This is a genomic window from Serratia sp. LS-1 (assembly GCF_003719595.1).
GTDB classification, from domain to species: domain Bacteria; phylum Pseudomonadota; class Gammaproteobacteria; order Enterobacterales; family Enterobacteriaceae; genus Serratia; species Serratia ureilytica.
The window spans coordinates 1,911,314-1,937,531 of sequence record NZ_CP033504.1; the positions used below are offsets into that span (position 1 = coordinate 1,911,314).

Genomic DNA, 26,218 nt, shown 5'->3' on the forward strand with positions numbered 1-26,218 from the left:
TCTCCGTATAGCCCGGTTTGGTTTGTTGTTCAGCCGCTTAGCATACCGCAGTTGCCGCCGCTTGCCGAGCGGATGGCGTTGGTTCCCCCCTCACTACCGGCTGCGCCGCAAGTGACCTTTTATCCCGACGGGGGGGCATGATTGGCCATTGCCGGTCGCCGGCGAAATAACGCCCGCCCCTTCAAAGAGAAAACGGAAATAGGTTAACCACGCCGTTCACCTACCGTTTTTTATTTAAAAACCGCCCCCTTGCCAATGACATTAATAACCGCACCACCGTTATTGAATTATTGCTTCAGGCCGTTGGTGAGTTGATTAGCAAACTCCCTTATGCAAGAAAAATCTCATACAAATCATCATGTTTTGCATAAAGCAAAGCGCCAATTCAGATTATTCCTAATTATTTGTTTCAGACATCAGGAATAAATTTAACCTGCAGTACTGCAATAAGGATGCAGCTTAATTTGAGTTGTATAAGCAATTTAATTTAAAGGACTTTTATTATGAATTATGAATCCAAGGCGGACTGTTTCGCCAACAGCTACATTATTGAAATTTCAAGTTTTAAACTGCCGGCCTCACTCAGCCCTGAAGCGTTTGCCGTATTGGACAAGCGCGTTGAAGAGGAATTTATCTCGAACCAAAACGGGTTTATTTCGCGTGACTCGGGCATCAGCGTAGACAATGAGCCTCGTTGGGTGAACATTGTAAAATGGGAGACGCTGTTGGATGCGGATGAAAACATCTACCAATTTACGCAAGCTTCCGCGCCGGCGTCCGTCAAAGAATATCTGGCGAGTATCGGCGCTGAACCGGTGGAATTACAACGCTATCAGCATACCGGCGCCTAATGCGTATCGGATGACCACGCCACCGCGGCGCGGTCTTCTTTAAACGCTGATTCGCCAAACCAGAACGGGTGGCCGGCCGCTCGCGGTCACCCGTCCGTTTCAGGTGAACACGCTTTTCAGCCCACTCTTCTGCCGCAATACCGTAAAACAACCCCGAATCATGCTTCTCGCTGCCCAGGCAAAACGCGGCGGCAGACGGCGTTTTAACAGGATTTTAACGCTGCCGAGGGGAAACGCCATTGTCAACATAGCAGTTAAATAAAATGAAACTTTTTGATCACATTCAAGCTTCTGAAAAATAGATATAAAGGGTTTTTATGCGTTTTATATGCATAAAGTATGCATGCGCCCGCTAACGGCCGGCGAAAAGTAATTAACTATTCATTTACCGCCCTGCAGGCGGCGAAAAACCGTCCGCTGGCCCGATGAGCGGGGGGCTAACAACCGGCATAATTAGTGGTAAATTTAGCGGCGCAAAGTGTTATGCGCTTGCTAATCCACGGTTAAACGAAATAAATACCTCTAAAATATAAAGGTTGGTTATGGAAAAGCTATCCTACGCTTCAGACAGCAGCACCACCGCTTGGGCTACATATCTGCAACAAATCGATCGCGTCGCCCCTTACCTCGGCGACCTCTCACGCTGGGTTGATACGCTGCGTCACCCTAAACGCGCTTTGATTGTCGATATCCCGCTGCAGATGGACGATGGCACCATCCGTCACTTCGAAGGCTTCCGCGTACAGCACAACCTGTCGCGCGGGCCGGGTAAAGGCGGTATCCGCTTCCACCCTGACGTCGATCTGAACGAAGTGATGGCCCTGTCCGCCTGGATGACCATCAAGTGCGCCGCGGTCAACCTGCCGTACGGCGGCGCCAAGGGCGGCATCCGCGTCGATCCGTTCAAACTGTCTGAAGGTGAACTGGAGCGACTGACCCGCCGCTACACCAGCGAAATCGGCTTCATCATCGGGCCACAGAAAGACATTCCTGCGCCGGACGTCGGCACCAACGCCAAAGTGATGGCCTGGATGATGGATACCTACTCCATGAACCACGGCACCACCATCACCGGCGTGGTAACCGGTAAGCCAATTCACCTCGGCGGCTCCCTGGGCCGTGAGAAAGCGACCGGCCGCGGCGTGTTCGTGACCGGCAGCGAAGTGGCCAAGCGTCTGGGCGTGCAGATCGAAGGCGCCAAAGTGGCGGTGCAAGGCTTCGGTAACGTGGGCAGCGAAGCGGCTCGCCTGTTCGTCGGCGTCGGCGCTCGCGTCGTCACCATCCAGGACCACTCCGCAACCCTGTTCAACGCCAACGGCATCGATCTGGCCGCGCTGACCGAATACCAGGCCAAGCACAAGCAGATCGCCGGTTTCCCAGGCGCCAGCGAGATCGAAAGCGAAGCGTTCTGGTCGGTTGACATGGACATCCTGATCCCTGCGGCGCTGGAAGGCCAGATCACCCGTCAGCGCGCCGAAATCCTCAGCGCCAAGCTGGTGTTGGAAGGGGCTAACGGCCCAACCTTCCCAGAAGCGGACGACATTCTGCGTTCCCGTAACATCACCGTGGTTCCGGACGTTATCTGTAACGCCGGCGGCGTAACGGTCAGTTACTTCGAGTGGGTGCAGGACATGGCGAGTTACTTCTGGAGCGAGTCCGAGATCAACGAGCGTATGGACAAGATCATGACCGACGCGATGGTCCACGTCTGGAACAAGGCCGCAGAGAAAGAGTGCAGCCTGCGCACCGCCGCTTATATCGTGGCTTGTGAGCGCATCCTGACCGCACGTAAAGAGCGTGGCATCTACCCAGGTTGATACCCGTTTCCCGGCCTGCCCCGGCAGGCCGGATTTTCCTCAGCGCAAACAGCGTTTCAACACCTTACCGGTACTGGTCATCGGCAAGCGTTCGACAAACTCGACGATACGCGGATACTTGAACGCCGCCAGCCTCTCCCGGCTCCAGGCGATCAGCGCCTCTTCCTCGATCGGCTCCTCCGTCTCTTTCAACACCACCACCGCTTTGATCTCTTCACCCAGCGAAGGATGCTCGACACCGATCACCGCCACCAACGACACCGCCGGATGGCGAATCAGTGCCTCTTCAATCTCGCGCGGATAGACGTTGAACCCGCCGCGAATGATCATGTCCTTGGCCCGATCGACGATGAAATAGAAGCCGTCGGCATCGCGGCGCGCCAGATCGCCGGTGCGGAACCAGCCGTTTTCCAGCACTTCCGCCGTCGCCTCGGGACGGTTCAGATAGCCTTTCATGATGTTGTAGCCGCGCACCGCGATCTCTCCCACCTGATCGACACCGTCGATCGGTTGCCCGGTGACGTCGAGCAAGCGAACCTCCACGCCCCAGATCGGTTGGCCGATAGAGCCGGGTTTGGTCACGCGGTGCGGATGGTTAAAGGTGGCGACCGGGCTGGTTTCCGACAGCCCATACCCTTCGAGAATGTTGACGCCGAAGCGGCGCGAGAAATCCTCCAGGATCTGCACCGGCAGGCTGGCCCCGCCGGACACCGCCATACGCAGCGTGCTGCGCAGGCGCTCGATATCCGTATGCTCATCCAGCGCATTCAACAACGCCCAATACATGGTCGGCACGCCGGCAAAAAAGGTAATGCCGTGCCGCTGCATCAGCGCGATGGCCTGCGCGGCGTCGAAGCGTTCGACCAGCACCAGGGTGGCGGCGGCGGAAAATCCGGCATTCATCTGCACCGTCGAACCAAACGTGTGGAACAGCGGCAACGTCACCAGATGGCGATCGGGATCCGTTTCCGAGCCGTCGAACAGCCTCACCGATCCCAGCGCGTTAAGCACCAGGTTGGCGTGGGTCAACTCAGCCCCTTTGGCCCGGCCGGTGGTGCCGCTGGTATACAGCACCACCGCCGTGTCGCTTTCGAGCGTCGCGGCCGAAGCGAACTCGGTGGCCTGTGCGGCTATCGCCGTGCTGAAACGTTCGCCTTCGAGCGGCAGCCGATCGCCGATGATAAACACCTCACGGCATTGCTCCGCCTTCGCCGCCGCCCGCAGCGCCTCTTCCCCCAACGGCAGGCCGTTGCTGCCTTCGAAGCAAAACAACGCCACCGCCGCCGAGTCCGCCAGGTAATAGTCGAACTCTGCGCGCTTAAGCAGAATATTGAGCGGCACCACCACCGCGCCGCTTTTGAGAATGCCGTAATAGATAGCCGGAAACTCCGGCCGATTGGGGCAGGCCAGCGCCACTCGCTCACCGGGCTGCACGCCGCGCGCGACCAGTAAATTCGCCACCCGGTTGGCCATTTCATTCAGCGCCCGATAGCTGAGCGGTATATCGTCCTGTATCACCGCCGGCCGTTCCGGCCAGGTGCGCGCACTTTCTTCAAGCAAGGTAGCCAGATTCAGCATCGGGGATCCTCCCTGGGTTGAGCGGCGAGAAAGCGCCGCAGTATCACGAGTATAGATAGGCGCTTTGCGGTTCGCATTCCCAGGGGCGCTGGGCTATACCTTAGGCATTCCCCCTCCTGCTGGAGTTGTGATCATGAGCAAGAAAAAAATCCTGATGCTGATCGGCGACTACGCCGAAGATTACGAAACCATGGTGCCGTTTCAGGCATTGCAAATGCTTGGCCATTGGGTGGATGCCGTGTGCCCCGACAAAGCCGTCGGCGACTACATCCAGACCGCGATCCACGACTTTGACGGCGCGCAGACCTACAGCGAGAAACCCGGTCATCGTTTCACCCTGAACGCCGACTTTGCCGCCGCCAAGGAAGAGCACTATGACGCGTTGTTGATCCCCGGCGGTCGGGCGCCCGAATACCTGCGGCTGAATCCCGACGTGATCGCGCTGGTGCAGGCGTTCGACGCCGCCAAAAAACCGATCGCTGCCGTTTGCCACGGCCCGCAGCTGCTGGCGGCGGCTGGGGTGTTGAAGGGCCGCACCTGCAGCGCCTACCCGGCTTGCGCCCCGGAGGTGCGGCTCGGCGGCGGCCATTATGCGGAGATCGGCATCGATCAGGCGCATGTCGACGGCAATCTGGTCACCGCCCCGGCCTGGCCGGCGCATCCGCAGTGGCTGGCGAAATTCGCCGAGCTGCTGGAGCAGTAACCTGGCGCTAGCGCAATTGCTCGATAAGAAAATGGATGTCGTACAGCCAGCGTTTGGCGCGCGCCGAGCGCACCAGCATCGATACGCACAGCGGCCGGGTGTGTTCTTTACAGGCGGAGGGAGAAAACCAGCGCCCGGTATTGCTCGGCGGCTGGAAATACAGCTCGTGGTTGTAGTTGCTGCTGTCGACGCCGAAGGTATCGAAGTAGCGGCGCATCAGCGTGTTGGAGTCGCTGAACGACAGGTTGAGCGCGGTGTTAATCTCGGTTTCCGGGGTGATGACCGCCCCCTTCTTCTGCCGCCCTGGTGCGTTGAATGCGGCGATAAGCGCGATGACCTGTTGCTGAATGTCTTCTGCCATGACGACCTCGAGCCGATATGAAGAAAAGGTGAATGCAATTATCTGTCTGACTCTGCCCGCCGCGGCGAGTTCGGGCCGCCGCGCGGGTTTTCCGTTTCTTTACACTTTCCATAAGTAAACCGCGCGCAGCCACACTTCTGGCGCGCGCGGTCGACGGTTAGCGGCTGAGCGCCGCCTTATCGGCGATGACGCCGTCCCCCTGCCGCTCGGCGGCAACCCCGCCGCCCAACACTTTATACAGGGTCGCCTGATTGTCGTACGCGGTCTGCTGTGCGGCGATCAGCGACTGCTGCGCCGTATACAGCGTGCGCTGCGCGTCCAGCAGCGTCAGGTAGCTGTCCACGCCCTGGCGGTAACGCAGTTCGGCCAGGCGATAATATTGCTGCGCCGCCGCCACATAGCCGGTCTGTGCCGCCAGCTGTTCCTGCAGCGTGGCTTTGCGCGCCAGCGCGTCGGCGGTTTCCTGAAATGCCGTCTGCACCGCTTTCTCATAGGTGGCGACATACAGGTCTTTCTGCGCCTGGGTGTAGTTGAGCTGAGCCGTGTTGTAGCCGCCGCTGAAGATCGGCAGGCTGATGCTCGGGGCGAACGACCAGACGCCGGCGCCGTGGCTGAACAGCGACGAGAGTTCACCGCTGCCCACGCCGCCGCTGGCGGTCAGGCTGATCGACGGGAAGAATGCCGCACGCGCCGAGCCGATGTTGGCATTGGCGGATTTGAGGTTATGCTCGGCCTGCAGCACATCCGGCCGCGTCAGCAGCACCTGCGAAGACACCCCGGCCGGCAGATTGCGCATGATTTCGCCGAGCGCATCGATACCGCCGGGCAGCAGGTTTTCCGGCACGCTTTGCCCCACCGCCAAATCCAGCGCGTTTTTCGCCTGCGCGGCGAGGGTGGCGTAGCTGGCGGCGTCCGAACGCGCCTGTTGATAAACGGTTTCCGCCGATGCCACGTCGACCAGCGACGAAATGCCGTGCTGTTGATTGTTGCGCGTCACGTCCAGCGAACGTTTGGCGCTTTCCATCGTCTGCTGCGCCACCGCCAGATTGCTGCGCTCGGCCGCCACCGCCACCCAGTCGGTGACGATATCGGCGATCAGCGTCAGACGGGTGCTTTTCGCCGCTTCCGAGTTGGCCAGATAGGTTTCGAACGCCGCCCGCGACAGGCTGGCGTTCTTGCCGAACAGATCCAGCTCGAACGCGCTGACGCCGCCCTGCGCTTCGTAGCTCTGGCTGATGGCGGTGGCATTGCCGTTGCCGCTCAGCGAACGCCCGCGGCTGCCGTCGGCGGTGGCGTTGATCGTCGGGAACAGCGCCGAGCGCTGCTCACCGTACAGGGCGCGCGCCGAGGCGATATTGGCGATCGCCTCACGAAGATCGCGGCTGCTGTTCAGCCCCATCGCCACCACCTGCCGCAGCCTGGCGTCCTGCACATAGTCGCGCCAGGCGACGTCCGGGTAGCTCAACGCCTGCTTGCCGGCGGCCTCGCCCTGCGGCAGGTTGGCGGGCACCGGCGCCGCCGGGCGCTGGTAGTGCGGATCCAGCGACAGACACCCGCTCAGCAGCAGCGGTAAAGTTAACATCATGACTCGTTGCAACACGTTATTCTCCTGCCTGCGACGGCGAGTTGGTGGGCCGACGGGTAAACATGCGGCGCACCAACACATAAAACAGCGGTACGAAAAAGATCGCCAAGGCGGTAGCGGTGATCGTGCCGCCGATAATGCCGGTGCCGATGGCGATTCGGCTGTTGGCGCCGGCGCCGCTGGATACCGCCAGAGGCAGCACCCCGGCGGTGAACGCCAGCGAGGTCATCAGGATCGGCCGCAGGCGCATGCGCGCCGCGTGGACCGCCGCGCCAATCAGCGTTTCCCCCCGCTGGTGCATCTCCTCGGCGAACTCGACGATCAAAATGGCATTCTTTGCCGACAGCCCGATGATGGTGAGCAGCGCCACCTGGAAGTAGATGTCGTTTTCCAGCCCGCGCAGCGTGATCGCCAGCAGTGAGCCCACCACGCCCATCGGCACCACCAACATCACCGCGAACGGAATCGACCAGCTCTCATACAGCGCCGCCAGGCACAGGAACACCACGATGAGCGAAATGGCGTACAGCGACGACGCCTGGCCGCTGGTCAGCCGTTCCTGATAGGACAGCCCGCTCCAGGAGTAGCTGCTGCCGGCGGAGTATTTCGCCGCCAGTTTCTCCATCTCGCTCATTGCCGTACCGGAACTGACACCGGCGGCGCCCTGCCCGGTGATCTCGAACGACGACAGCCCGTTATAGCGCGACAGGTTCTCCGGCCCGTAGATCCAGTGCGAAGACGCAAAGGCGGAGAACGGCGTCATGCTGCTGGCGCCCGATGCATTGGTGCCGCGCACAAACCAGCGGTCGAGGTCTTCCGGCTTGGCGCGGTACTGCACGTCGCCCTGCATATAGACTTTTTTTACCCGGTTGCGATCGATAAAGTCGTTGATGTAGGTGCTGCCGAACGCGCTGCTGAGGGTGCTGTTGACGTCCGCGGCGCTCAGGCCGAGTGCCTGCAGTTTGCCGTTGTCGATCGCCACCTGCAGCTGCGGGGTGTCCGGCAAGGTGTTGGCGCGCACCGCCAGCAATGCCGGATTGTTGCCGGCGGCGGCGACGATCTGGTCGCGCATCGCCTGCAGCTCGGCGCGTGTGGTCGCCCCTTTGGCCTGCAGCTCGAAGGTGAAGCCGTCGGACTGACCAAAGCCGTCGATCGCCGGCGGGCTCATGGAGAACACCTGGGCGTCGCGCAGCGAGGCGAAGTGCGCCATGGCGCGTTTGGCGATGGCGTCGGCGGTGTTTTCGCTGCCGCGGCGTTGGCTCCAGTCTTTGAGGCTGACGAACGCCATGCCGGCGTTTTGACCGCTGCCGCTGAAGCCGAAACCGTTGATGGTGAAAATGGTGCTGACGTTGGCCTTTTCCTGGTCGAGAAAATAGGCGGTCACCGCCTCGCTCACCGCCGAGGTGCGCGCGTTGGTAGCGCCGGCCGGCAAGGTGTACTGCACCATCACCGAGCCCTGATCCTCGTTGGGCAGGAAGCCGGTCGGCAAACGCAGATACATTACGGCGGCGGCGATCAACAGCAGGCCGTACAGCAGCAGATAGCGCGTTGGCCGGTGGATCACTGCGCCGACCTTGTCGGCGTACTTCGCCTGCAACCGGTCATAACCGCGGTTGAATTTGCCCAGCAGCCCGGTGTCAGTCTGCGCGTCGTGCGCGGGTTTCAGCAACGTGGCGCACAAGGCCGGCGCCAGCGTCAACGCCAGCACCACCGACAACACCATCGAGGAGACGACGGTGATCGAAAACTGGCGGTAGATCACCCCGGTGGAGCCGCCGAAGAACGCCATCGGCAGAAACACCGCCGACAGCACCAGCGCGATGCCGACCAGCGCGCCGGTGATTTCGCGCATCGATTTCTCCGTCGCCTCGCGCGGCGGCAGCTTATCCTCGCGCATCACCCGTTCGACGTTTTCCACCACCACAATGGCGTCATCCACCAATAGCCCGATCGCCAACACCATGCCGAACAGCGTCAGGGTATTGATCGAATAGCCGAACGCCGCCAGCACGCCGAAGGTGCCCAGCAACACCACCGGCACGGTAATGGTCGGGATCAGCGTGGTGCGCAGGTTTTGCAGGAACACGAACATCACCACCACCACTAACGCCACCGCTTCAAACAGCGTTTTCACCACCTCTTCGATCGAGATGTTGATGAAGTCGGTGCTGTCTTTCGGGTAGGCCACCTTGTAGCCCTGCGGCATAGCGCTTTGGTATTCCGCCACCTTGGCCTTCACCAGCTTGGCGGTGCTCAGGGCGTTGGCGCCCGCCGCCAGCTTGACCGCGATCCCCGCCGCCGGGTGGCCGTTGAGGTGCGCGCTGGCGGAGTAGTCTTCGTTGCCCAGCTCAACCCGCGCCACGTCGCCCAGCCGCACCAGCGCCCCGCTGCTGTCGCTTTTCAGGATGATATTGCGGAACTGTTCCGGCGTTTGCAGCCGCGACTGCGCCTTCACCGTGGCGGTCAGCTGCTGGTCGGCGGCGGCCGGCAGATCGCCTATCTTGCCGGCGGACACCTGGGTGTTTTGCGCCTCGATCGCCGTCTGCACGTCGGAAGGCATCAGCGAAAAGCTCGCCAGTTTGGTCGGATCCAGCCAGATGCGCATCGCGTATTCCGAGCCGAACACCTGTACGTCCCCGACGCCCTCGATGCGCGACAGCGGATCCTGCAGGTTGCTGACCAGATAGTCGGAGATATCGGCCATCGTCGCCTTGTCGCTTTCGTCATACAGCCCGACGATCAGCAGAAAGCTGCTCTGGGATTTTTTGACCGTCACGCCCTGCGCGGTGACGGCGCTCGGCAGACGACTTTCCGCCTGCTGCACCTTGTTTTGCACCTGCACCTGAGCGATATCCGGATCGGTGCCCTGCTCAAAGGTGACGTTGATGCTGACCGAGCCGCTGGCGCTGCTGGTCGACGAGAAATACAGCAGGCCGTCCAGGCCGGTGAGCTGCTGCTCAATCACCTGGGTGACGCTGTTTTCCAGCGTTTCCGCGTCCGCGCCCGGGTAGGTGGCGGAGATGGCGATCTGCGGCGGTGAGACGTCCGGGTACTGCGAGACGGGCAATGAATTGATCGACATCAGACCGCACAGCATGATGATGATGGCGATCACCCAGGCGAATACCGGACGCCGGATAAAGAACTGCGCCATATCATTGCTCCCCGCGTTGGGTTTTGTCGACCGAGACGTCTACCGGCTTCACCGCGGCGCCGATCGTCACCTTGCTGGTGCCTTCGACGATCAGGCGATCGCCGTCGTTCAGCCCGCTGTCGATCAGCCAGTTGCTGCCCACCACCCGTTCGGCGCTGACGGTGCGTTGCGCCACTTTGTTTTGCGCGTTTACCACCAACGCGGTGGCTTCCCCTTTGGCGTTGCGGGTGATGCCCTGCTGCGGCGCCAGGATGGCTTTAGGATCGACGCCGTTATCCACCGTGGCATGGACGTACATGCCGGGCAACAGCTCATGTTCGGGGTTGGGGAACACCGCGCGCAGCGTGACCGAACCGGTGGCCTCATCCACCGCCACCTCGGTCAACTCCAGCTTGCCGGCGTGGGCATAAGGCGTGCCGTCCTCCAGCTTGATGGCGACCGGCGTGACCGCACCGCGCTGCAAAGCGGCCTGCTGACGGCGCAGTTTAAGCAACTGGGCGCTGGACTGGGTCAGATCGACATAGATCGGATCCAACGCGCGGATGGTGGCCAACGCATCAGTCTGGCCGGCGGTGACCAGCGCGCCCGGCGTCACCGACGAAATGCCGATGCGGCCGGCGATCGGCGCCCGCACCTGGGTATAGGCGAGATTGATGCGCGCCGTTTCCAGCGCCGCCTGATACTGCGCCACCGACGCCACGGCCTGCAGATACGCGGCTTTGGCGTCGTCTGCGTCCTGTTTGGAAACGCCGTTCTCTTTCACCAGCGCCGCATAGCGCTGCGATTTGAGCCGGGTGGATTGCACCGTGGCCTGAGCGTTTTTCAGCTGGGCGGCGGCCTGATCGTAGCTGGCCTGATAGCTGGCGGGGTCAATTTGATACAAGACCTGCCCGGCTTTCACCTCGGCCCCTTCGGTAAACAGCCGCTGCTTGATGATGCCGTCGACCTGCGGCCGCACGTCGGAGGTCATGGTGGCGTTAACCCGACCGGTCAACTCGCTGCTCAGGGTTACAGACTGGCCGCGCAACGTGACGACGCCGACCTCCCGTTCACCGCCTGCGCCCGTCGGCGCGCCGGCGTTTTGCCCATCGCAGGCGGCCAGCGACAGCGAAAGCCCCAGCGCCAAAAGCGTTTTCCTCTGCATTGCAATACGATCCTATTGAGAATGACTATTCTCAATATATCGAATGCCGGAATGCGCTTCTGAAAGGGTTGCGTAAGGATTGCGTAAAATCTTTTCGAAGCGGAAAACGGTGGCGCAATCTCGTTCAGCGCGGTTTCAGCACATTGCCGCAGCGGTTTTTAGCCAATGCAATAAAGCGTTCCACTTCAGCCGGGGGCGGCGCCGCTTCAGTTGTATCAGGCTCTTGCTCCCGATGAGCATCGCTCGCCGGCTGCTTGCAGCGATAAACCAGGCCATACAGGGGATGGCGCCCATCGTCGGTTTGATAATAATTGGCCACGCGGGCGAACGAATAGTAATAATAAGGCGTTGAATGTTCTTCGCCCCGATAAACGTTTTGCGTGCCGCCATCGTAGAACGTCACGTTGGCGGTCTTTTCCATCAACCGATCCAGGTCGTCGATCACCTGCTCAGTGCAGCGGTTTAATTCACGCCGATCTTGTTCATTCAATTTATCGGCATAGTCGTCGGCGCAGCGGGTGATATAACCTTCATACTGGAGATTGTCGGCGAGCTTAAGTTCGAAATAACGGTATGAGCGCTCGGCGATCTTCACCCCCTCACGCTCCTGAATCAGCTTCGCATCCTGAATAAGGTACACCGCCGCCGGATCCTGATTCTCGAGCGTAAGCATGGCCGCAGTGGCCCCTCCAACAGGCGTCAAGAGCGCCCCCATAAGCAGGGACAACCGTTTGATTAAACGAAAGTCCATTGTTTTAGCGTCTTGGTCCATCATAAATTTCGTCATCTTATCTCGTCAGCGGCGGCGTACCGAGCGCCGCGTGGGATTTTTAGGGTTTAACCAGTCTAAACACCGTTTTGGTGTGCCAATAGTAGTCGATCGCTGCCGAAACAGTCGGCATCCAGCCGTCCGGCTCATAGGGAACGAAGCCGGAAAAACCCAGCCTGCGGGCAGAGACCTGGAACCCCGCGGCGGAGAAAATACGCGCATAATCCTCCAGAGAACGATCCTGCACCACGGTATGCGTCTGTTCAGCCACCCTTTCGCGCCATTGCGGCCACAGCGGGTTGTCGGTGTGGCAACCGGTCACCGCATAATAAACGCCGCCCGGCTTCAGCACCCGCAGCATATCGGCGGCATGCTGCGCGATATCTTCAATCAGGTAGATGACTTCATGACTGAAGGCGATATCGAAGTGGTTCTCATAACCCGTCAACCGCGTTTCGGTCTGATAAACGATCGGCAGGTTTCCTTTCAGGCGGTTGGCTTGTTCGACGGATTGGCGGGCGATATCAACGCCGATCCCCTCACTAAATGGCCGAATTTGATGCAACAGGCGCAAAAAACCGCCCTGATTGCAGCCGAAGTCCAGCACCCTGACGCCGGACAGTTCGCGTTCCGGCACCAGGCTCAGCAGATGCCGCCAGATGGGCGCATGGCCTTCGGCCATGGCCTGCTCTGCGTGCGGATCGCGATACCAGGTGGGAATGCTCAAGGATGAGTCGTTCATTATGGCCTCCTTCTGTTTCCACTCAGCCAACCACAGCCTATGGCGACAAACAACCGCGTGCGCATTTTTTGAACATTCACTAGTCTGGTTTGCCAGGCGCCGGCAGTTGGCTGGTCACGCAGTGAATGCCGCCGCCGCCGGCGGCGATCGCGTCGATCTCCAACTGCACCACCTTGCGCTGCGGATAGAGCGCCGACAGCAGTTCAAACGCCGCCTTGTCCGCCTGCGGGTCGCCAAACTCCGGGGCGATCACCGCGCCGTTGATAACGAAATAGTTGATGTAGCCCGCCGCGAAATCGGGATTGCGGCGGCTGAAACGGCTGTCGCGCGGTGCCCGCGGCGGCGAGAGCGTATGCACCTGCAGCGTGCGGCCGTCGGCGTCGGTCGCCGTCTTGAGGATCGCCAGATGCGTCTGGGTGACCGCATGATCGTAAGAGGCCGGGTCGGTGTCCAGATTGGCCACCACCACGCCCGGCCGCACGAAACGGGCGTAAAAATCGACGTGGGCATCGGTGATGTCCCGGCCTTTAATGCCCGGCAGCCAGATAATTTTACGCAGGCCGAGCATCGCCTTCAGCTCCTGCTCAACCCGATCCCTGCTCCAGCCCGGGTTGCGGTTCGCATTCACCCAACTGCTCTCGGTCATGATGCCGGTGCCGCGCCCATCCACTTCAATGCCACCGCCTTCGCCTACCAGTGCGCTGCGGCGCGGTTGAGCGATGCCGTATCGCCTGGCGGCAAACCCTGCCAGACGCGCATCCCTGGCATGCTGCTGCTTATCGCCCCAGCCGTTGAAGTTGAAATCCACCGCGCCCAGTTCGCCGGCATCATTGACGACGAAATTAGCGCCGATGTCGCGCATCCAGATATCATCCAGCTCGGTGACGACATAGCTGACGTTGTGACTGCCGCAGATGGCCTCGGCCAATTGCCGTTCACGCTCGCGGCAAAAAACCGTCAACGGCTGAAATTCGGCGATGGCGCGGGCGATATGCCCCTGTGCCGCCCGCACGTCCGCCGTGAAGTCGCCCCAAATCGCGCGCTGCGCGCCGAACGCGATAAACGCCCGCTGTTGCAGTTCCCCTTCATCCGGCAAGCGCCAGGCCGGATTAAGCACAGCTTTTGCGTGACCGCGTAACGAAATACCCAATGATGCCGTCAAGCCGACGCCGGCCACCGCCGAAAGCTGCTTGATAAAGGTGCGACGCGTTGACATAAACGCCCTCTTTTAATTAATTTAAATTCAACTGGTTAACCGGTTTTTTCGCTCTCCGGAAATTGAATCTCATGCTAGTCTTCCCCTGCCGCTGCGACAAACGATATATTTAGTGGATATCTGATTAGACAGGCTTATTGATAATGTTAAAACACTGGCCCCCGTTAAGCGCATTGCGCGGTTTTGAAGCGGCGGCGCGTCTGGGCAGTTTTCATCAGGCCGCCGAAGAGCTGCACCTTACCCAGTCGGCAATCAGCCAGCAGATCCGCAGCCTCGAGGCTTTTCTGGAACAGCCGCTGTTTTTCCGCACCGGCCGCAGCGTAACGCTGACCGACGCCGGCCACGATCTGTTCAGCACCGCGCAGGTGATGCTGCAACAATTGGCCGTCGGCATTCGTCGTCTGGACCAGTACCGCAAACCCAATCAGTTGATCGTCAACACGACGCCGGCCTTTGCCCGCCACTGGCTGACGCCGCGGCTGGGCGAGTTCAACCAACGGCATCCGCAGATAGATCTGTGGCTCTTCACCAGCTTTGAACCGCCGGATATGACGACGGACAGCATCGACTTGGCGATCCGCGACGATCTCAGCGCGCAGGCGGACTGCACCTTTAAGGTTCTCTGCACCGACCGGCTTTATCCCGCCTGCCACCCCAGCCTATTGGCGCTGGCGGCGGAGCAGCGCGTCACGCTGCACGGCGAACGCGAAATGGACTGGAGCCACTGGACGGTGGCGGGCGGCGCGCACGTCGGCCAGCGCGACAGCGGGCTGAATTTCTCCGATCCCGGCCTGCTGCTGGATGCCGCCTGCCAGGGGCTGGGCATCGCGTTGGTCAGTCAGCTGTTGGCGCAGCAAGCGCGTGACGCCGGGTTGCTGCATCCGTTAACCGAGCAACGCGTGCGCGGCGCCAACTGGGCGTGGCTGCTGCATCGCGACAGCGAACACAATCCGCTCGCCCGGCACTTCTGCCAATGGCTGCAATCGACGCTGCCGGCCGACGCATAACGCGCCACATCACGATTTGCTACTCTGGTCAGGCGGCCCCGCCTGGCCGCTGCTACTTTCAATAAAGCGCCGCAACAGCCCGAATAAAACGCGCTAACCCGCTGTTTCAAAAATAATTAGTTGAATTCACCTGATAACTGAACATCGCTAAAAGGATCTTCTATGTCTGCCGGTTTATTGAAAACGATAGCTCTGAGCGTGACCCTGGCCTGCACCGTTCCCGCCGCCTTTGCCGCCGATCTGACCGCCGGCGCGGCCGCCGCTCCGGATCAGTATGGCGCAAAAGTCGCCGCGCACATTCTGCAGGCCGGCGGCAACGCGGTTGATGCGGCGGTCGCCACCGCCTTTACCCTGGCGGTCACCTACCCTGAAGCCGGCAATATCGGCGGCGGCGGCTTTATGACGCTGTACGTCGACGGCAAACCCTATTTCCTCGACTACCGCGAAGTGGCGCCCAAGGCCGCCGGCAAAACTATGTACCTGAACGAGAAAGGCGAAGTGATCGAAAATCTCAGCCTGGTGGGCAGTCGCGCCGCCGGCGTGCCGGGCACCGTGCTGGGATTGTGGGAAGCCCATAAACGCTTCGGCAAGCTGCCCTGGGCCGAGCTGCTGACGCCGGCGATCGGCTACGCCCGGCAAGGTTTCACCGTGGCGGATCAGCAGTATCAGTACCGCGAAGACGCCAACAAGCTGTTTGCCGGTAAAACCAACTTCGGCGACTATTTCGGCGCCATGAAGCCCGGCACGGTGTTCAAACAGCCGGAGCTGGCCGCCACCCTTGAGCGCATCGCCAAATCGGGCGCCGACGATTTTTATCACGGCGAAACCGCCCGCCTGCTGGTGGCGCAAATGCAGCGCGATAACGGGCTGATCGGCGCGGCGGATTTGGCCGACTATCGGGTGAAATGGCGTGAACCGATGCGCATCAGCTGGCGCGGCAACACCGTGTATACCGCCCCGCTGCCCAGCTCCGGCGGCATCGCGCTGGCGCAGCTGCTGGGGATAAAAGAAGATCGCGCCGCCGACTTCAAGGGCGTGCCGCTGAACTCGGCGCGCTATATCCACCTGCTGGCGGAAATCGAAAAACGCGTGTTCGCCGATCGCGCCGACTACCTCGGCGACCCGGATTTCACTAACGTGCCGGAAGCGCAGCTGATCGCCCCCGACTACCTGCAAAAACGCGCCGCCGAGATCAACCCGACGGCGATCTCACCGACCGAGCAGGTGCGGCCGGGGCTGGAAAGCCACCAAACCACCCACTTCTCGATCGTCGATGCGGCCGGCAACGCGGTCAGCAACACCTATACGCTCAACTGGGACTTCGGCAGCGGCGTGGTGGTCAAAGGCGCCGGCTTCCTGCTCAACGACGAGATGGACGACTTCAGCGCCAAACCCGGCGTCGCCAACGCCTTCGGCGTGGTGGGCAGCGACGCCAACGCCATCGAGCCGGGCAAACGCATGCTCTCCTCGATGAGCCCGACCATCATCACCCGCGACGGCGACGTCACCCTGGTGATCGGCACGCCGGGCGGATCGCGCATCTTCACCTCGATCTTTCAGGTGATCAACAATCTCTACGATTACCATCTGCCGCTGGCGCAGGCGGTGGCCGCCCAGCGCGTGCATCACCAACTGTTGCCGAAGGACACCGTTTATTACGACAGCTTCGCGCCGCTGACCGGCAAACCGGCGGACGAGCTGAAAGCCATGGGCTACACCCTCGAAGACCAGGGCTGGAACATGGGGGATATTCAGGCTATCCGCATCGATGGCCGCACGCCGGAAACCGCGTCCGATCCGCGCGGCCGCGGCGTGGGGCTGGTGGTGAAAAAGTAACCCTCCGGCGGCCCGCCTCCGATTAGACGGGCCGCCGCTCTCCCCGCACAGATGACCGCTGTCTCCTTTTTCACTCATCTATACTGAATCGACAGGCCTGCGTTCAACGACGGCGACGCCTGCGGCCCGCCTTGGACGATAAGGATAATATTCATAGTAAATCAATCACCTGTATTTATCGTAAGGGGTGTCGGAGGCAATCAATAATGGCGAAAAGACGAGCAGTGCCCGGTGTTCATCCCTACGATGGGCCCGCCGGCGGTTGGGGCGCGCTGAAAGCGACGGCCATCGCCGTGCGCACACAGATGGATACCCTGGAGGCGCCGGTAACGCTGATGCGCACCAATCAGCCCGACGGGTTTGATTGCCCGGGATGCGCATGGCCGGATAAAGAACATCGATCCACCTTCCAGTTTTGCGAAAACGGCGCCAAAGCCGTGACCTGGGAAGCGACCAGCAAACGCGTGACGGCCGAATTCCTGGCGCAAAATACCGTGACCTCACTGCTGCGGAAAACCGACTATGAACTGGAGGACTATGGTCGCCTGACCACGCCCCTGTTCTATGACGCCGGGACCGACACGCTGCGCCCGCTGGCCTGGGATGAGGCGTTTCAACGCATTGCCGCCGTTTTGCAGACGCTGCCGCCGGAGCAGGTGGAGTTTTATACCTCCGGCCGGGCGTCCAATGAGGCTGCCTATCTGTTCCAGCTGTTTGCGCGGGAATTTGGCAGCAATAACTTCCCCGACTGTTCCAATATGTGCCATGAGCCGACCAGCGTTGGCCTGCCTCAGTCGATCGGCATCGGCAAAGGCACCGTGTCGCTGGACGACTTTGACAGCGCGGAGCTGATTATCTCCATCGGGCACAATCCGGGCACCAATCACCCGCGCATGATGGGCACGCTGCATGAACTGGCGCGCAAAAAAGTGCCGATTATCGTGTTCAATCCGCTGCGCGAGCGGGCGCTCGAGCGTTTCACCGATCCGCAAAACGTCATCGAAATGGCGACCTACAGTTCGACCCCTATCGCCTCCACCTACTATCAGGTCAAAGCCGGCGGCGACGCCGCAGCGCTCAAAGGCATCGCCAAAGCGCTGCTGCAGTTGGATGACGAACATGGCAATGCGCTGGACCACGCCTTTATTGCCGAGCACACGGAAGGTTTTGCGGATTTTGCCGCCGATCTGAAGACCACCGGTTGGGATGCGATTGAGGCGGAGAGTGGCCTGGCGCGCCGGGATCTGGAACAGGTCGCCGCCGCTTACGCGAAATCCAACGCCACCATCGTGACCTACGGCATGGGCATTACGCAGCACAATAAAGGCACCGCCAACGTACGCCTGATTGCCGATCTGTTGTTGCTGCGCGGCAACATCGGCAAACCGGGCGCCGGCATCTGCCCGCTGCGCGGCCACTCCAACGTGCAGGGCAACCGCACCGTCGGCATCACCGAAAAACCCTCGGCCGATTTTTTGGCGAAGCTGGAAACGGTGTTTGGCTTCACGCCGCCCAAAGCCCACGGTCACGATGCCGTGAAATGCATGCAGGCGATGATCGACGGCGCCTCGAAGGCGTTGATCTGCCTGGGCGGCAACTTCGCCGTGGCGCTGCCGGACCCCGAGCAGAGTTTCCCGGCGATGAAAGCGCTGGAATTAAGCGTGCATATCGGCACCAAACTCAACCGCAGCCATTTGTTGGTGGCGAAAGAAACCCTCATTCTGCCCTGCCTGGGCCGTACCGAACTGGACATGCAGGCCGGCGGGCGACAATCGGTGACGGTGGAGGATTCGATGTCGATGGTTCACGCCTCGTCCGGCAAATTAAAACCGGCGTCGGAGCTGTTGCGTTCGGAACCCGCCATTGTGGCCGGCATGGCCAAAGCGGTGATGCCCGCCAGCAAGGTGCCCTGGGATGAACTGATCGAAGATTACGACGTGATCCGCGATTTGATCGAAAAAACCATCCCCGGCTTCGACGATTACAACGCGCGCATTCGCCAACCCGGCGGTTTCCGCATGCCGCTGCCGCCGACTGAGCGCCAGTGGCCGACGGCGACGGGCAAGGCGATGTTTTCCGTATTCAGCGGGCTGCATGAGGACGAGACAACAGCAGACAAAGACACGCTGCGGCTGATCACGCTGCGCAGCCACGATCAGTACAACACCACCATCTATGCTCTGGACGATCGCTACCGCGGGGTCTTCGGCCGGCGCGACGTGCTGTTCATGAATGACAGCGATCTGCAACGTTTGGGGCTGGAACATGGCGACGTGGTCGATCTGGAAACGGCGCTGCCCGGCAGCACCCAGCGCCTGGAAGGCATCACGGTGATCGCCTACAACATCTCAGCCGGTTCGGTCGGCGCCTACTACCCGGAGGCCAACGTGCTGGTGCCGCTGCATTACATCGATGAGGAGAGCGGCACGCCTTCGTATAAATCGGTGCCGATCCGCGTGAAGTTGAGATCCAAAGAGGTGCGCGCGGTCGATATCGCCTGACGGAAGCGGTTTGAGCCTTTCTCCGCATGGAGAAAGGCTTCTCCCCCTTTAGACCTGCGCCACCAACACATTAACGTTGGCGGGGAAAACCAAGCCTTCTAATGCGTTACCGCTGTCGGAGGTCACCAGATAATCGACCTCGGGCCATTTGGCCACCAGCGTCATCGCATGCCCGCGCAGCTTATTTTCGTCGGCCAGCACGATGCACTTGCGGCTCTGGGCAATCATTTTGCGCGCGATGGCCGCTTCATTGACGTTCTGATCCATCACGCCGGTCTGCAGATTGACCGCGCCGGCGCCGATGATGGCGTAGTCGGCGAAAAACGCCTCGATATTATTCAATGCGATCGCGCCCAGGCACGCCATTTTGGAGTCGATGAACTGCCCGCCGATCAGCACCACGTCAATGGAGTCATTTTCCAGACAGACGTTGGCGATAAGCGGCGAGTTGGTGATGACCGTCAGTTGATCGATCGTCGCCAACTGCCGGGCAAACTCCAGCGTGGTGGAGCCGAAATCCACGAACACCGTATCGCCCGGTTGGAGCAGCGTCGCCGCTTTCTCCGCGATGGCGCGCTTCTCGGCCTCGGCGATTTTGGCCCGCTCGTTGAATTCATGCTCGAATTTAAACTGGCTGCTCACCGCGCCGCCGTGGATCTTCTTGATCAGCCGATAGTCTTCCAGCTTGTTCAGGTCGCGCCGAATGGTTTCCTGCGAAACCTGGAATTTATCCGCCAGCTCATTCACGTAAACCCGGCCGTTGGCCTGGATCAGCGCCAGTATTTCATTGCGCCTTTCCACGGAATTAGAGATATCCATTCACATTACACTCGCTGCCTTTAGTAAGAGTGACTGCCTCCGCCGAGACTTGCGGCGTTAACTGACGGAATACTACGGGTTTCAGGGCGTTAGACGCAAGCCGTTGCCGTCGTTCACCCGGCGGATTCTATGCTGATGTGCAGCGCATCACGCTCAGCCTCGGCTGGCAAGACGATATTGCGCAGCAGGATCCGCCGTTCAGGCAGGCAACGATGCGTTTTGCGGTACAGCACTTTCTCCCCCAACCGCACCACCACCGAACCGGACACCGCCTGTTCCACGCGCATATTGATCGTGACCGTGGCGGGATTGCCGATCAGCGCCACACGGGCGGGCGCAGTCAGACGTATCCGTTCGTCGTGCCGCACCGGCAGGATTTGCCGCGCCGGCGGCAGCGTGCGCTGCAGCGAATGGGCAACGGCCTCGCCGACGCGCAGCCCTTCCTGATAACACTGGTCGCCCATGTCCGCCGGGTGCAACATGTTGCCGACGGCGAAATAGGCGGCGTCGGAACAGCGGCCGAACTGATCGGTCAACGGACAGCCGCTGTCCGGCCGCTGCGCCAGGTGGCTCTGGCGGATCAGCGTATACTCCCCAGTGAAGCGGCCGGTGAAGATCAGGCTGTCGCAGGCGATGCGCCGTTTCTCCCCCTGGCGATTTTCCACTTCTATAGATTCAACCCGATCGCGGCCGGCAATATCGGTCACACGCGAATAGTAGTGGATCGGCACTCCCATCAGACGCGCATAGAGCGCGCTCAGACGCCAGGCGACGGGTCTGCCGCCGCTTTCAATCATGGCGACGGCGCGCACGCCGGCGTTACGCAGCGTCCACAGCGCGGAGAAACTGACCAGCTCGGTGCCGATCACCACCGGCGCCTTGCCCGGCTGCAGCCCGCGCAGATAGACGAACTGCTGCAGTGCACCGGCGGTGAGTACGCCCTGCGGCCGCAGCCCGCTCACCAGACGCGGATGGCGCGGCGTCTCGCGCACGCCGGTCGCCAGGATCACCCGCTGCGCTTTCAAGGTGCTGACGCCGCGGCAGTCCGTGATGGTCAGCTCGCCGTCCGGCTTGATGGCGAGCACCGTCACGCCGGTACGGATCTCCACCTGCCCGGCGCGCGCCAGTATTTTATCGACATAGGTGGATCCCAGCATCGGCCTATAAAACGTTTGCAGCCCAAAGGTGGGGTGCCGACAGTGTCTGGGCACACCGCCCGCCTGCCGTTCCCGTTCCAGGAGCACCACATTCTCGATCCCCGCCTGCCGCAACGCGGTCGCCGCTGCGATCCCGGCCGGCCCGGCACCGACAATCGCCACCTGATACTCAGTTTTCATCAATGCTCCCTACGGCCAGCGTCTGGCCAAAACGATCGCCTACCATTTCCGCCACCCGGCTGCTGCAATAAAAACCGTTGCAGCGCCCCATCATCACGCGCGTGCGGCGCCGCAGCCCGCCGATGCACTCTGGCGGCACGGCGGAATCGAACGCCGCCTCGATCTCCCGCTGGGTCACCAGCTCGCAGTGGCAAACGATGCCGCCGTTGTCCGGGCGCGCGTAATCGCGCAGCGCGTAGTCGGCAAGCATCGGCATTTGCGGCCAATACACGGTCTGCGGCGTTTTTGGCGTGAAGCACGGTGTAAAGTGGTCGTGATAGAGCTGTTCCACATATTGCGCGATGCCCAGCGCCGCCGTCAGGCCGGTGGAGCGAATGCCCGCCACGCAGATCCACTGCCGGTCGGGATAGTGCTGAATGCGGTAGTGTTTCTGTTCAGTCGCCGGGCGTAATCCGGCATAGCTGGCGGTGACGCTGTAATTCGCCAGCGTGGGCAGCAATCGCGTCCCCTGTTCGATCAGCTCGCGCATTTTGGTTTCGTCCACCGTCGCCGTCTCGCGATCCTGCTGTTCTTCGGCGGTCGGCCCGAGCAGCAAATTGCCGAAGATGGTTTTCGACAGCAGCACCCCTTTGGTGATCGCCGTCGGTACCGGCAAGATAATGGCGTTGACCTGCCCGGCGGCGGCCTTGTCGAACACCAGGAACTGCCCTTTGCGCGGGCGAATTTCAAACTCGGGCTGGTGGCAGAAACTTTCTACCCGGTCGCCCTGATTACCGGCGCAGTTGATGACGATTTTGCCGTGAAACTCGCCCCGGTTGCTGGTTAGCCGCCAGCCGGTCGGCAAGTGTTCGGCGCCGGTCACCTCGGTATTGAAGCGATAGTCGCCGCCGTGTTTAACGCCCTGCGTCAGGTAAGCCAGCGGCGTGCTCCAGGGATCGATCACGCTCTCGCCCGGCACCTCTACCGCCGCCAACGCGCCGGGCGCCAGCTGCGGCTCACGGCGATACAGCTCGGCGGCGTCGATCTGCGCCACGTCCAGCACGCCGTTGTCGTGCGCCTGTTGCACAATCGCGGGCAGCGCCGCCAACTGCTGCTCGTCCCAGGCCACGACCAGCGCGCCGGTGGGCAACAGCGGCAGATTCATTCGTTCACGGATGGCGATAAATTCCCGGTACCCGGCCTGCATGCAATGCAGTTCCAGGCTGCCGCTGGGCGCATCGAAGCCGGTATGCAGCAGCGCGCTGTTGGCTTTGCTGGCGCCGGACAGGATATCGCCCCCTTTTTCCAACAGCAGCGTACGGGCGCCCATCAGGCAGAATTTGCGGAATACCGCACACCCGACCACACCGCCGCCAATCACGACAATGTCCCAACCCGTTTGTTCTTCCATCATGCTGATGTCCCGTTTTGATGTGATAACCACAATAAAACCACACAATAACCGCATTTGAAATGACAAAAACAACATAACTCCCAAAAAAAAGCCGCAAAAGGCGGTGATAAGCAAAAAGTATGAGGTCGATCACGCGGGGTTATTTTATCTTGTGATTTATGTTGCTTTTGTGTGTGAAATTGAAGATAGATTATTAAAACAGTCATACAACCAACACCAGGCACAATAAAAAAACAAAACCTATAAGAGAGCGAAGCAATGATGAATCAACGTTATGCCGCGATTGATCAGGGGACCACCGGCACCCGGGTCGTGGTGTTCGGCGAAGACGGCAGGCACCATTCACCGGCCAGCATGCCGCACAAGCAGATCACCCCCAATCCGGGCTGGGTGGAACACGACGCCCTGGAGATTTTGGCGAATATCCGCCGCTGTCTCAGCCAGTGCGACATGGTGGATGCCATCGGTTTAGGGCATCAGGGCGAAAGCCTGCTGGCCTGGGACGTCGACAGCGGCCTGCCGCTGTACAACGCCATCGTTTGGCAAGATCAGCGCACCGAGCCGGAGATCCAGCGGCTGAAACGCGAAGGCGTTGAGCCGCTGGTGACGGCGAAAACCGGTCTGCCGCTCGATACCTACTTCTCAGCCAGCAAGATGGGCTGGCTGATGAACAACGCCCCGGGCGCCAGGCAATTGGCGCAACGCGGCCGCCTGCGGCTCGGCACCATGGACGCCTTCTTCCTGTTCCACCTGTGCGGCCGGCATCTTACCGACTATAACTCGGCCTCGCGCACCTCGTTGTTCAACATTCATACCCTGCAGTGGGATGAGGAGCTGTGCCGTTTGTTCGGCGTGCCGATCGACAGCCTGCCCGAGGTCAGAGACAACATCGGCCACTTCGGCGACGTCGCGCTCAACGGCAAACCGGTGCCGCTGACGGCCTGCATCGTCGACCAGTTTGCCGGTACATACGGCCACGGCTGCCATCAACCGGGGCAGATGAAGATCACCTTCGGTACCGGCGCCTTTTTACAGGCGATAACCGGGCCGCGCCCGATCGATGCCGGCGAGTCCGGCCTGTTGCCCACGCTGTGCTGGAAGCTGCCCGACAGCGAGCCGGTGTATGGCCTGGACGGCGGCGTTTATAACGCCGCCTCCGCCATTAACTGGGCGAGAAAGATCGGCCTGTTCAACGATTTCGATGAATTCGGCGACTTCCCCTCTCAGCCGGCCATCGCGCGCGGCCTGGCCTTTGTGCCCGCGCTCTCCGGACTGGCCTGCCCGTACTGGGACCGCTCCGCTGCCGGGATGTGGGCCGGGCTGTCGCTGGAGACCGAGCGCAAGGATCTGCTGCAGTCGATCCTCGAAGGCATCGCCATGCGTTCCGCCGAGGTGATCAACGCCATGGATAAACTGAAACCGATCGGCGACAGCATTTCGGTGGACGGCGGCCTGTCCGCCAACCGCTATTTCACGCAGTTTCTCGCCAACCTGATCCAAAAGCGCATCGTCTCTCCCACCAATAAGGAGATCACCGCCCAAGGCGTTGCGCTGTTGGCGCGTAAAGGACTGGGGGTGGAACATCCGCTCAAGGTGCTCAACCGCTATGAAGTGACGGAACCCGCCGAGGTCGATATGGCGGTCTGGTTTGCCCGCTATCAGGAAATCATCGCGCGCTCGCGCGGCTTACGTTCATCGCAGGAGGAACACCATGGCTGAGTTCGGTAATTTCATCATCTATATCATCATGGCCGGCACTCTGATCGGTGCGCTGGCGTCGATCGTCAAACCGGAAGGCGAGCTGGGACGCGAATTCGTCAACGGCATTCACGCCATCGGCCCAGTGTTTCTCGCCCAGGCTGGCATCATGGCCGCAATCCCGATCATCTCTTACCTGATCATGTACAGCATCGGCCCCTTCTTCTCGGCGCTCGGCTCCGACGCCTCGATCGCGGCGCTGGCGGTGATCGCCGTGGACATGGGCGGCTATCAGCTGGCCGACGCCATTGCCGCCAACCGCGATATGTGGATCGTCGCCATGTTGGTGGGCTACACCTCGGGTGCCAGCATCGTGTACCTGATCCCGGTCGGGCTTATCATGCTGAACCGCGACGACCATAAATATCTGGCGCTGGGTGCCATGGCAGGCCTGATCAGCATTCCGTTCGCCGTGCTGATCGCCCTGGTGACCATCACCTTCAATAACCTGCCGGTCAGGGAGATTATCTCCACCACGTCACCTGCCGCGCACTATCTGCAGCTGGACTTGCTGCAGGCGCTGCGGCTGCTGTCCCCGCTGTTCGCCCTGTGCTTCCTGCTGGCGTTGGGGCTGAAGCTGCGGCCGGCGGCGATGGTGAAAGGATTCCTGATCTTCGGCAAGGCGGCGGATGCCTTTATCAAGCTGGTGTTGGCGCTGTGCATCATCGAGCATTTCACCGGCGTGTTTAAAAAGGTGTTCGGCGGCTGGGTATTCGATCCGTTATTTGCCGACAAAGACGAATTATTCCGCGCTATCGAGATCGCCGGTTATATCGGCATTATGTTGGCGGGCACATTCCCCATTTGTTATTTATTCCAGCGCTATTGCCGCAAGCCGATGCATTTCATCGGTAAAAAGCTCGGTTTATCGGATACTGGCGCGCTGGGCTTTATTATGGTATTGGCCAATATCATCGCCGTTTATCACCTGTTCAAAGGCATGCGCGCCCGCGATAAGGTGCTGTGCGTGGCCTTCGGCATCTGCGCACAGGCCACGTTGGGCGATCACCTGGCGTTTACCGCCAACTTCCAACCTTCGCTGGTGTTGCCGATCATGATGGGCAAATTCCTCGGTGGCATGATCGCCGTGCTGATCGCCATAAAAATTTCGGTGCCGGAGGCTGAATTGCTGGAAAAAGAACAGACGCAAAGGCAATCGACGGCCATCGCCGCCGCCGCTCGTTAAATTTACCCCTAAGCCATAAAAATAAACGGGGCGCCGCCTCACGGGGAAGCTGCGCCCTTTTTTCGTCCCTGACAACAATTATTGAGAGAACAAACGCTAATGAGAAAAATATTTTTAGCCTGCCCCTACAGCCACACCGACGCCAACGTCGTGCAGCAACGCTTTATCGCCTGCAACGACGTCGCCGCCGCTATCGTGCGAGCCGGCAACGCCGTTTTTAGTCAGGTCAGCATGTCGCATCCGATCAACCAGTGTTTGCAAGAGCTAGACAAAACCGCCATCGGCAAGCTGTGGGCGCCGATCGACGCCCTGTTCATGGCGGCGATGGATGAGTTGATCGTGCTCGACTTGCCGGGTTGGCAAGAGAGCGGCGGCATCAAACGCGAGATGGACGCTTTCGCGGCGCGCGGCTGCCGCGTCAGCCTGTGGTCCGAGGTCGCGAGCGAGTTCAACTGAGGCGT

20 protein-coding genes are annotated in these 26,218 nt (G+C 60.7%); 9 read left to right on the forward strand and 11 right to left on the reverse strand.

Annotation, left to right across the window (positions count from 1 at the left end):
- The first annotated feature begins 503 nt into the window (after positions 1-503).
- Together EDY99_RS09295 and EDY99_RS09300 are read left to right on the forward strand one after the other, a co-directional pair.
- Positions 504-851, forward strand: coding sequence for an antibiotic biosynthesis monooxygenase (locus EDY99_RS09295; protein WP_047575172.1), 348 nt, complete (start codon positions 504-506; stop codon positions 849-851).
- A gap of 542 nt (positions 852-1,393) precedes the next feature.
- The gene (locus EDY99_RS09300; RefSeq protein ID WP_033643119.1) at positions 1,394-2,668 is read left to right on the forward strand and encodes a Glu/Leu/Phe/Val dehydrogenase; all 1,275 of its coding nucleotides are present in this window, start codon (positions 1,394-1,396) and stop codon (positions 2,666-2,668) included.
- Positions 2,669-2,707: 39 nt separating this feature from the next.
- On the opposite strand, the gene EDY99_RS09305 is transcribed toward EDY99_RS09300, so the two are convergent.
- A complete protein-coding gene (locus tag EDY99_RS09305; protein ID WP_123061700.1) occupies positions 2,708-4,246 on the reverse strand; it encodes a long-chain fatty acid--CoA ligase in 1,539 nt (512 codons plus the stop codon).
- Between the two features lie 133 nt (positions 4,247-4,379).
- Between EDY99_RS09305 and EDY99_RS09310 the strand changes: the two genes are divergently transcribed.
- The gene (locus EDY99_RS09310) at positions 4,380-4,949 is read left to right on the forward strand and encodes a DJ-1/PfpI family protein (RefSeq protein ID WP_123061701.1); all 570 of its coding nucleotides are present in this window, start codon (positions 4,380-4,382) and stop codon (positions 4,947-4,949) included.
- 7 nt (positions 4,950-4,956) lie between these two features.
- Here the strand turns inward: EDY99_RS09310 and EDY99_RS09315 are convergent, their stop codons facing one another.
- The 7 genes from EDY99_RS09315 to EDY99_RS09345 form a co-directional block, all read right to left on the reverse strand.
- Positions 4,957-5,310 carry a DUF1493 family protein gene (locus EDY99_RS09315; protein ID WP_033643122.1) on the reverse strand — a complete coding sequence of 118 codons (354 nt, stop codon included), beginning with the start codon at positions 5,308-5,310 and terminating at the stop codon, positions 4,957-4,959.
- 157 nt (positions 5,311-5,467) lie between these two features.
- A complete protein-coding gene (locus EDY99_RS09320; RefSeq protein WP_033643123.1) occupies positions 5,468-6,910 on the reverse strand; it encodes an efflux transporter outer membrane subunit in 1,443 nt (480 codons plus the stop codon).
- A gap of 1 nt (position 6,911) precedes the next feature.
- Positions 6,912-10,049, reverse strand: coding sequence for an efflux RND transporter permease subunit (locus EDY99_RS09325; RefSeq protein ID WP_123061702.1), 3,138 nt, complete (start codon positions 10,047-10,049; stop codon positions 6,912-6,914).
- A gap of 1 nt (position 10,050) precedes the next feature.
- Entirely contained in the window at positions 10,051-11,193 is a 1,143-nt protein-coding gene (locus EDY99_RS09330) for an efflux RND transporter periplasmic adaptor subunit (RefSeq protein ID WP_042784536.1), read from the reverse strand.
- A gap of 124 nt (positions 11,194-11,317) precedes the next feature.
- Positions 11,318-11,980, reverse strand: a complete 663-nt coding sequence (locus EDY99_RS09335; protein ID WP_152682233.1) for a hypothetical protein — start codon at positions 11,978-11,980, stop codon at positions 11,318-11,320.
- Positions 11,981-12,023: 43 nt separating this feature from the next.
- Positions 12,024-12,704, reverse strand: coding sequence for a bifunctional 2-polyprenyl-6-hydroxyphenol methylase/3-demethylubiquinol 3-O-methyltransferase UbiG (locus EDY99_RS09340; RefSeq protein WP_123061703.1), 681 nt, complete (start codon positions 12,702-12,704; stop codon positions 12,024-12,026).
- 79 nt (positions 12,705-12,783) lie between these two features.
- Positions 12,784-13,920 (reverse strand): agmatine/peptidylarginine deiminase, encoded by a 1,137-nt coding sequence (locus EDY99_RS09345; RefSeq protein WP_123061704.1) that lies wholly within the window; start codon positions 13,918-13,920, stop codon positions 12,784-12,786.
- A gap of 143 nt (positions 13,921-14,063) precedes the next feature.
- Here EDY99_RS09345 and EDY99_RS09350 point away from each other — a divergent pair, with 143 nt between their 5' ends.
- From EDY99_RS09350 to EDY99_RS09360, 3 genes are all read left to right on the forward strand, one after another.
- Positions 14,064-14,927: a LysR substrate-binding domain-containing protein gene (locus tag EDY99_RS09350; RefSeq protein ID WP_060660698.1), complete on the forward strand. Its 864-nt coding sequence runs from the start codon at positions 14,064-14,066 to the stop codon at positions 14,925-14,927.
- Between the two features lie 162 nt (positions 14,928-15,089).
- Positions 15,090-16,763: a gamma-glutamyltransferase gene (gene ggt, locus EDY99_RS09355; protein ID WP_123061705.1), complete on the forward strand. Its 1,674-nt coding sequence runs from the start codon at positions 15,090-15,092 to the stop codon at positions 16,761-16,763.
- Between the two features lie 203 nt (positions 16,764-16,966).
- The gene (locus EDY99_RS09360; RefSeq protein WP_103681816.1) at positions 16,967-19,264 is read left to right on the forward strand and encodes an FdhF/YdeP family oxidoreductase; all 2,298 of its coding nucleotides are present in this window, start codon (positions 16,967-16,969) and stop codon (positions 19,262-19,264) included.
- A 48-nt stretch (positions 19,265-19,312) separates the two neighbouring features.
- On the opposite strand, the gene EDY99_RS09365 is transcribed toward EDY99_RS09360, so the two are convergent.
- The 3 genes from EDY99_RS09365 to EDY99_RS09375 form a co-directional block, all read right to left on the reverse strand.
- Positions 19,313-20,083, reverse strand: coding sequence for a DeoR/GlpR family DNA-binding transcription regulator (locus tag EDY99_RS09365; protein WP_033643131.1), 771 nt, complete (start codon positions 20,081-20,083; stop codon positions 19,313-19,315).
- A gap of 113 nt (positions 20,084-20,196) precedes the next feature.
- On the reverse strand, positions 20,197-21,420 hold the full coding sequence (locus EDY99_RS09370; RefSeq protein WP_123061706.1) for an FAD-dependent oxidoreductase: 1,224 nt from the start codon (positions 21,418-21,420) through the stop codon (positions 20,197-20,199).
- Complete coding sequence (locus EDY99_RS09375; RefSeq protein WP_123061707.1) at positions 21,410-22,813, reverse strand: NAD(P)/FAD-dependent oxidoreductase; 1,404 nt, start codon at positions 22,811-22,813, stop codon at positions 21,410-21,412. Before EDY99_RS09375 ends, EDY99_RS09370 begins: the two co-directional genes overlap by 11 nt.
- 258 nt (positions 22,814-23,071) lie before the next feature.
- Between EDY99_RS09375 and EDY99_RS09380 the strand changes: the two genes are divergently transcribed.
- The 3 genes from EDY99_RS09380 to EDY99_RS09390 all read left to right on the forward strand — a co-directional run bounded on the left by EDY99_RS09380 (position 23,072) and on the right by EDY99_RS09390 (position 26,213).
- On the forward strand, positions 23,072-24,532 hold the full coding sequence (locus EDY99_RS09380) for a glycerol kinase (protein ID WP_123061708.1): 1,461 nt from the start codon (positions 23,072-23,074) through the stop codon (positions 24,530-24,532).
- On the forward strand, positions 24,525-25,757 hold the full coding sequence (gene eutH / locus EDY99_RS09385; protein ID WP_033643135.1) for an ethanolamine utilization protein EutH: 1,233 nt from the start codon (positions 24,525-24,527) through the stop codon (positions 25,755-25,757). Before EDY99_RS09380 ends, eutH begins: the two co-directional genes overlap by 8 nt.
- 99 nt (positions 25,758-25,856) lie before the next feature.
- Positions 25,857-26,213 carry a DUF1937 family protein gene (locus EDY99_RS09390; RefSeq protein ID WP_033650357.1) on the forward strand — a complete coding sequence of 119 codons (357 nt, stop codon included), beginning with the start codon at positions 25,857-25,859 and terminating at the stop codon, positions 26,211-26,213.
- The last annotated feature ends 5 nt before the right edge of the window (positions 26,214-26,218 follow it).

Coding starts and splice junctions, on each gene's coding strand:
- EDY99_RS09295 (WP_047575172.1), top strand. CDS start 504: ATGAATTATGAATCCAAGGCGGACTGTTTCGCCAACAGCTACATTATT.
- EDY99_RS09300 (WP_033643119.1), top strand. CDS start 1,394: ATGGAAAAGCTATCCTACGCTTCAGACAGCAGCACCACCGCTTGGGCT.
- EDY99_RS09305 (WP_123061700.1), bottom strand. CDS start 4,246: ATGCTGAATCTGGCTACCTTGCTTGAAGAAAGTGCGCGCACCTGGCCG.
- EDY99_RS09310 (WP_123061701.1), top strand. CDS start 4,380: ATGAGCAAGAAAAAAATCCTGATGCTGATCGGCGACTACGCCGAAGAT.
- EDY99_RS09315 (WP_033643122.1), bottom strand. CDS start 5,310: ATGGCAGAAGACATTCAGCAACAGGTCATCGCGCTTATCGCCGCATTC.
- EDY99_RS09325 (WP_123061702.1), bottom strand. CDS start 10,049: ATGGCGCAGTTCTTTATCCGGCGTCCGGTATTCGCCTGGGTGATCGCC.
- EDY99_RS09330 (WP_042784536.1), bottom strand. CDS start 11,193: ATGCAGAGGAAAACGCTTTTGGCGCTGGGGCTTTCGCTGTCGCTGGCC.
- EDY99_RS09335 (WP_152682233.1), bottom strand. CDS start 11,980: ATGACGAAATTTATGATGGACCAAGACGCTAAAACAATGGACTTTCGT.
- EDY99_RS09340 (WP_123061703.1), bottom strand. CDS start 12,704: ATGAACGACTCATCCTTGAGCATTCCCACCTGGTATCGCGATCCGCAC.
- EDY99_RS09345 (WP_123061704.1), bottom strand. CDS start 13,920: ATGTCAACGCGTCGCACCTTTATCAAGCAGCTTTCGGCGGTGGCCGGC.
- EDY99_RS09350 (WP_060660698.1), top strand. CDS start 14,064: ATGTTAAAACACTGGCCCCCGTTAAGCGCATTGCGCGGTTTTGAAGCG.
- ggt (WP_123061705.1), top strand. CDS start 15,090: ATGTCTGCCGGTTTATTGAAAACGATAGCTCTGAGCGTGACCCTGGCC.
- EDY99_RS09365 (WP_033643131.1), bottom strand. CDS start 20,083: ATGGATATCTCTAATTCCGTGGAAAGGCGCAATGAAATACTGGCGCTG.
- EDY99_RS09370 (WP_123061706.1), bottom strand. CDS start 21,420: ATGAAAACTGAGTATCAGGTGGCGATTGTCGGTGCCGGGCCGGCCGGG.
- EDY99_RS09375 (WP_123061707.1), bottom strand. CDS start 22,813: ATGATGGAAGAACAAACGGGTTGGGACATTGTCGTGATTGGCGGCGGT.
- EDY99_RS09380 (WP_123061708.1), top strand. CDS start 23,072: ATGATGAATCAACGTTATGCCGCGATTGATCAGGGGACCACCGGCACC.
- eutH (WP_033643135.1), top strand. CDS start 24,525: ATGGCTGAGTTCGGTAATTTCATCATCTATATCATCATGGCCGGCACT.
- EDY99_RS09390 (WP_033650357.1), top strand. CDS start 25,857: ATGAGAAAAATATTTTTAGCCTGCCCCTACAGCCACACCGACGCCAAC.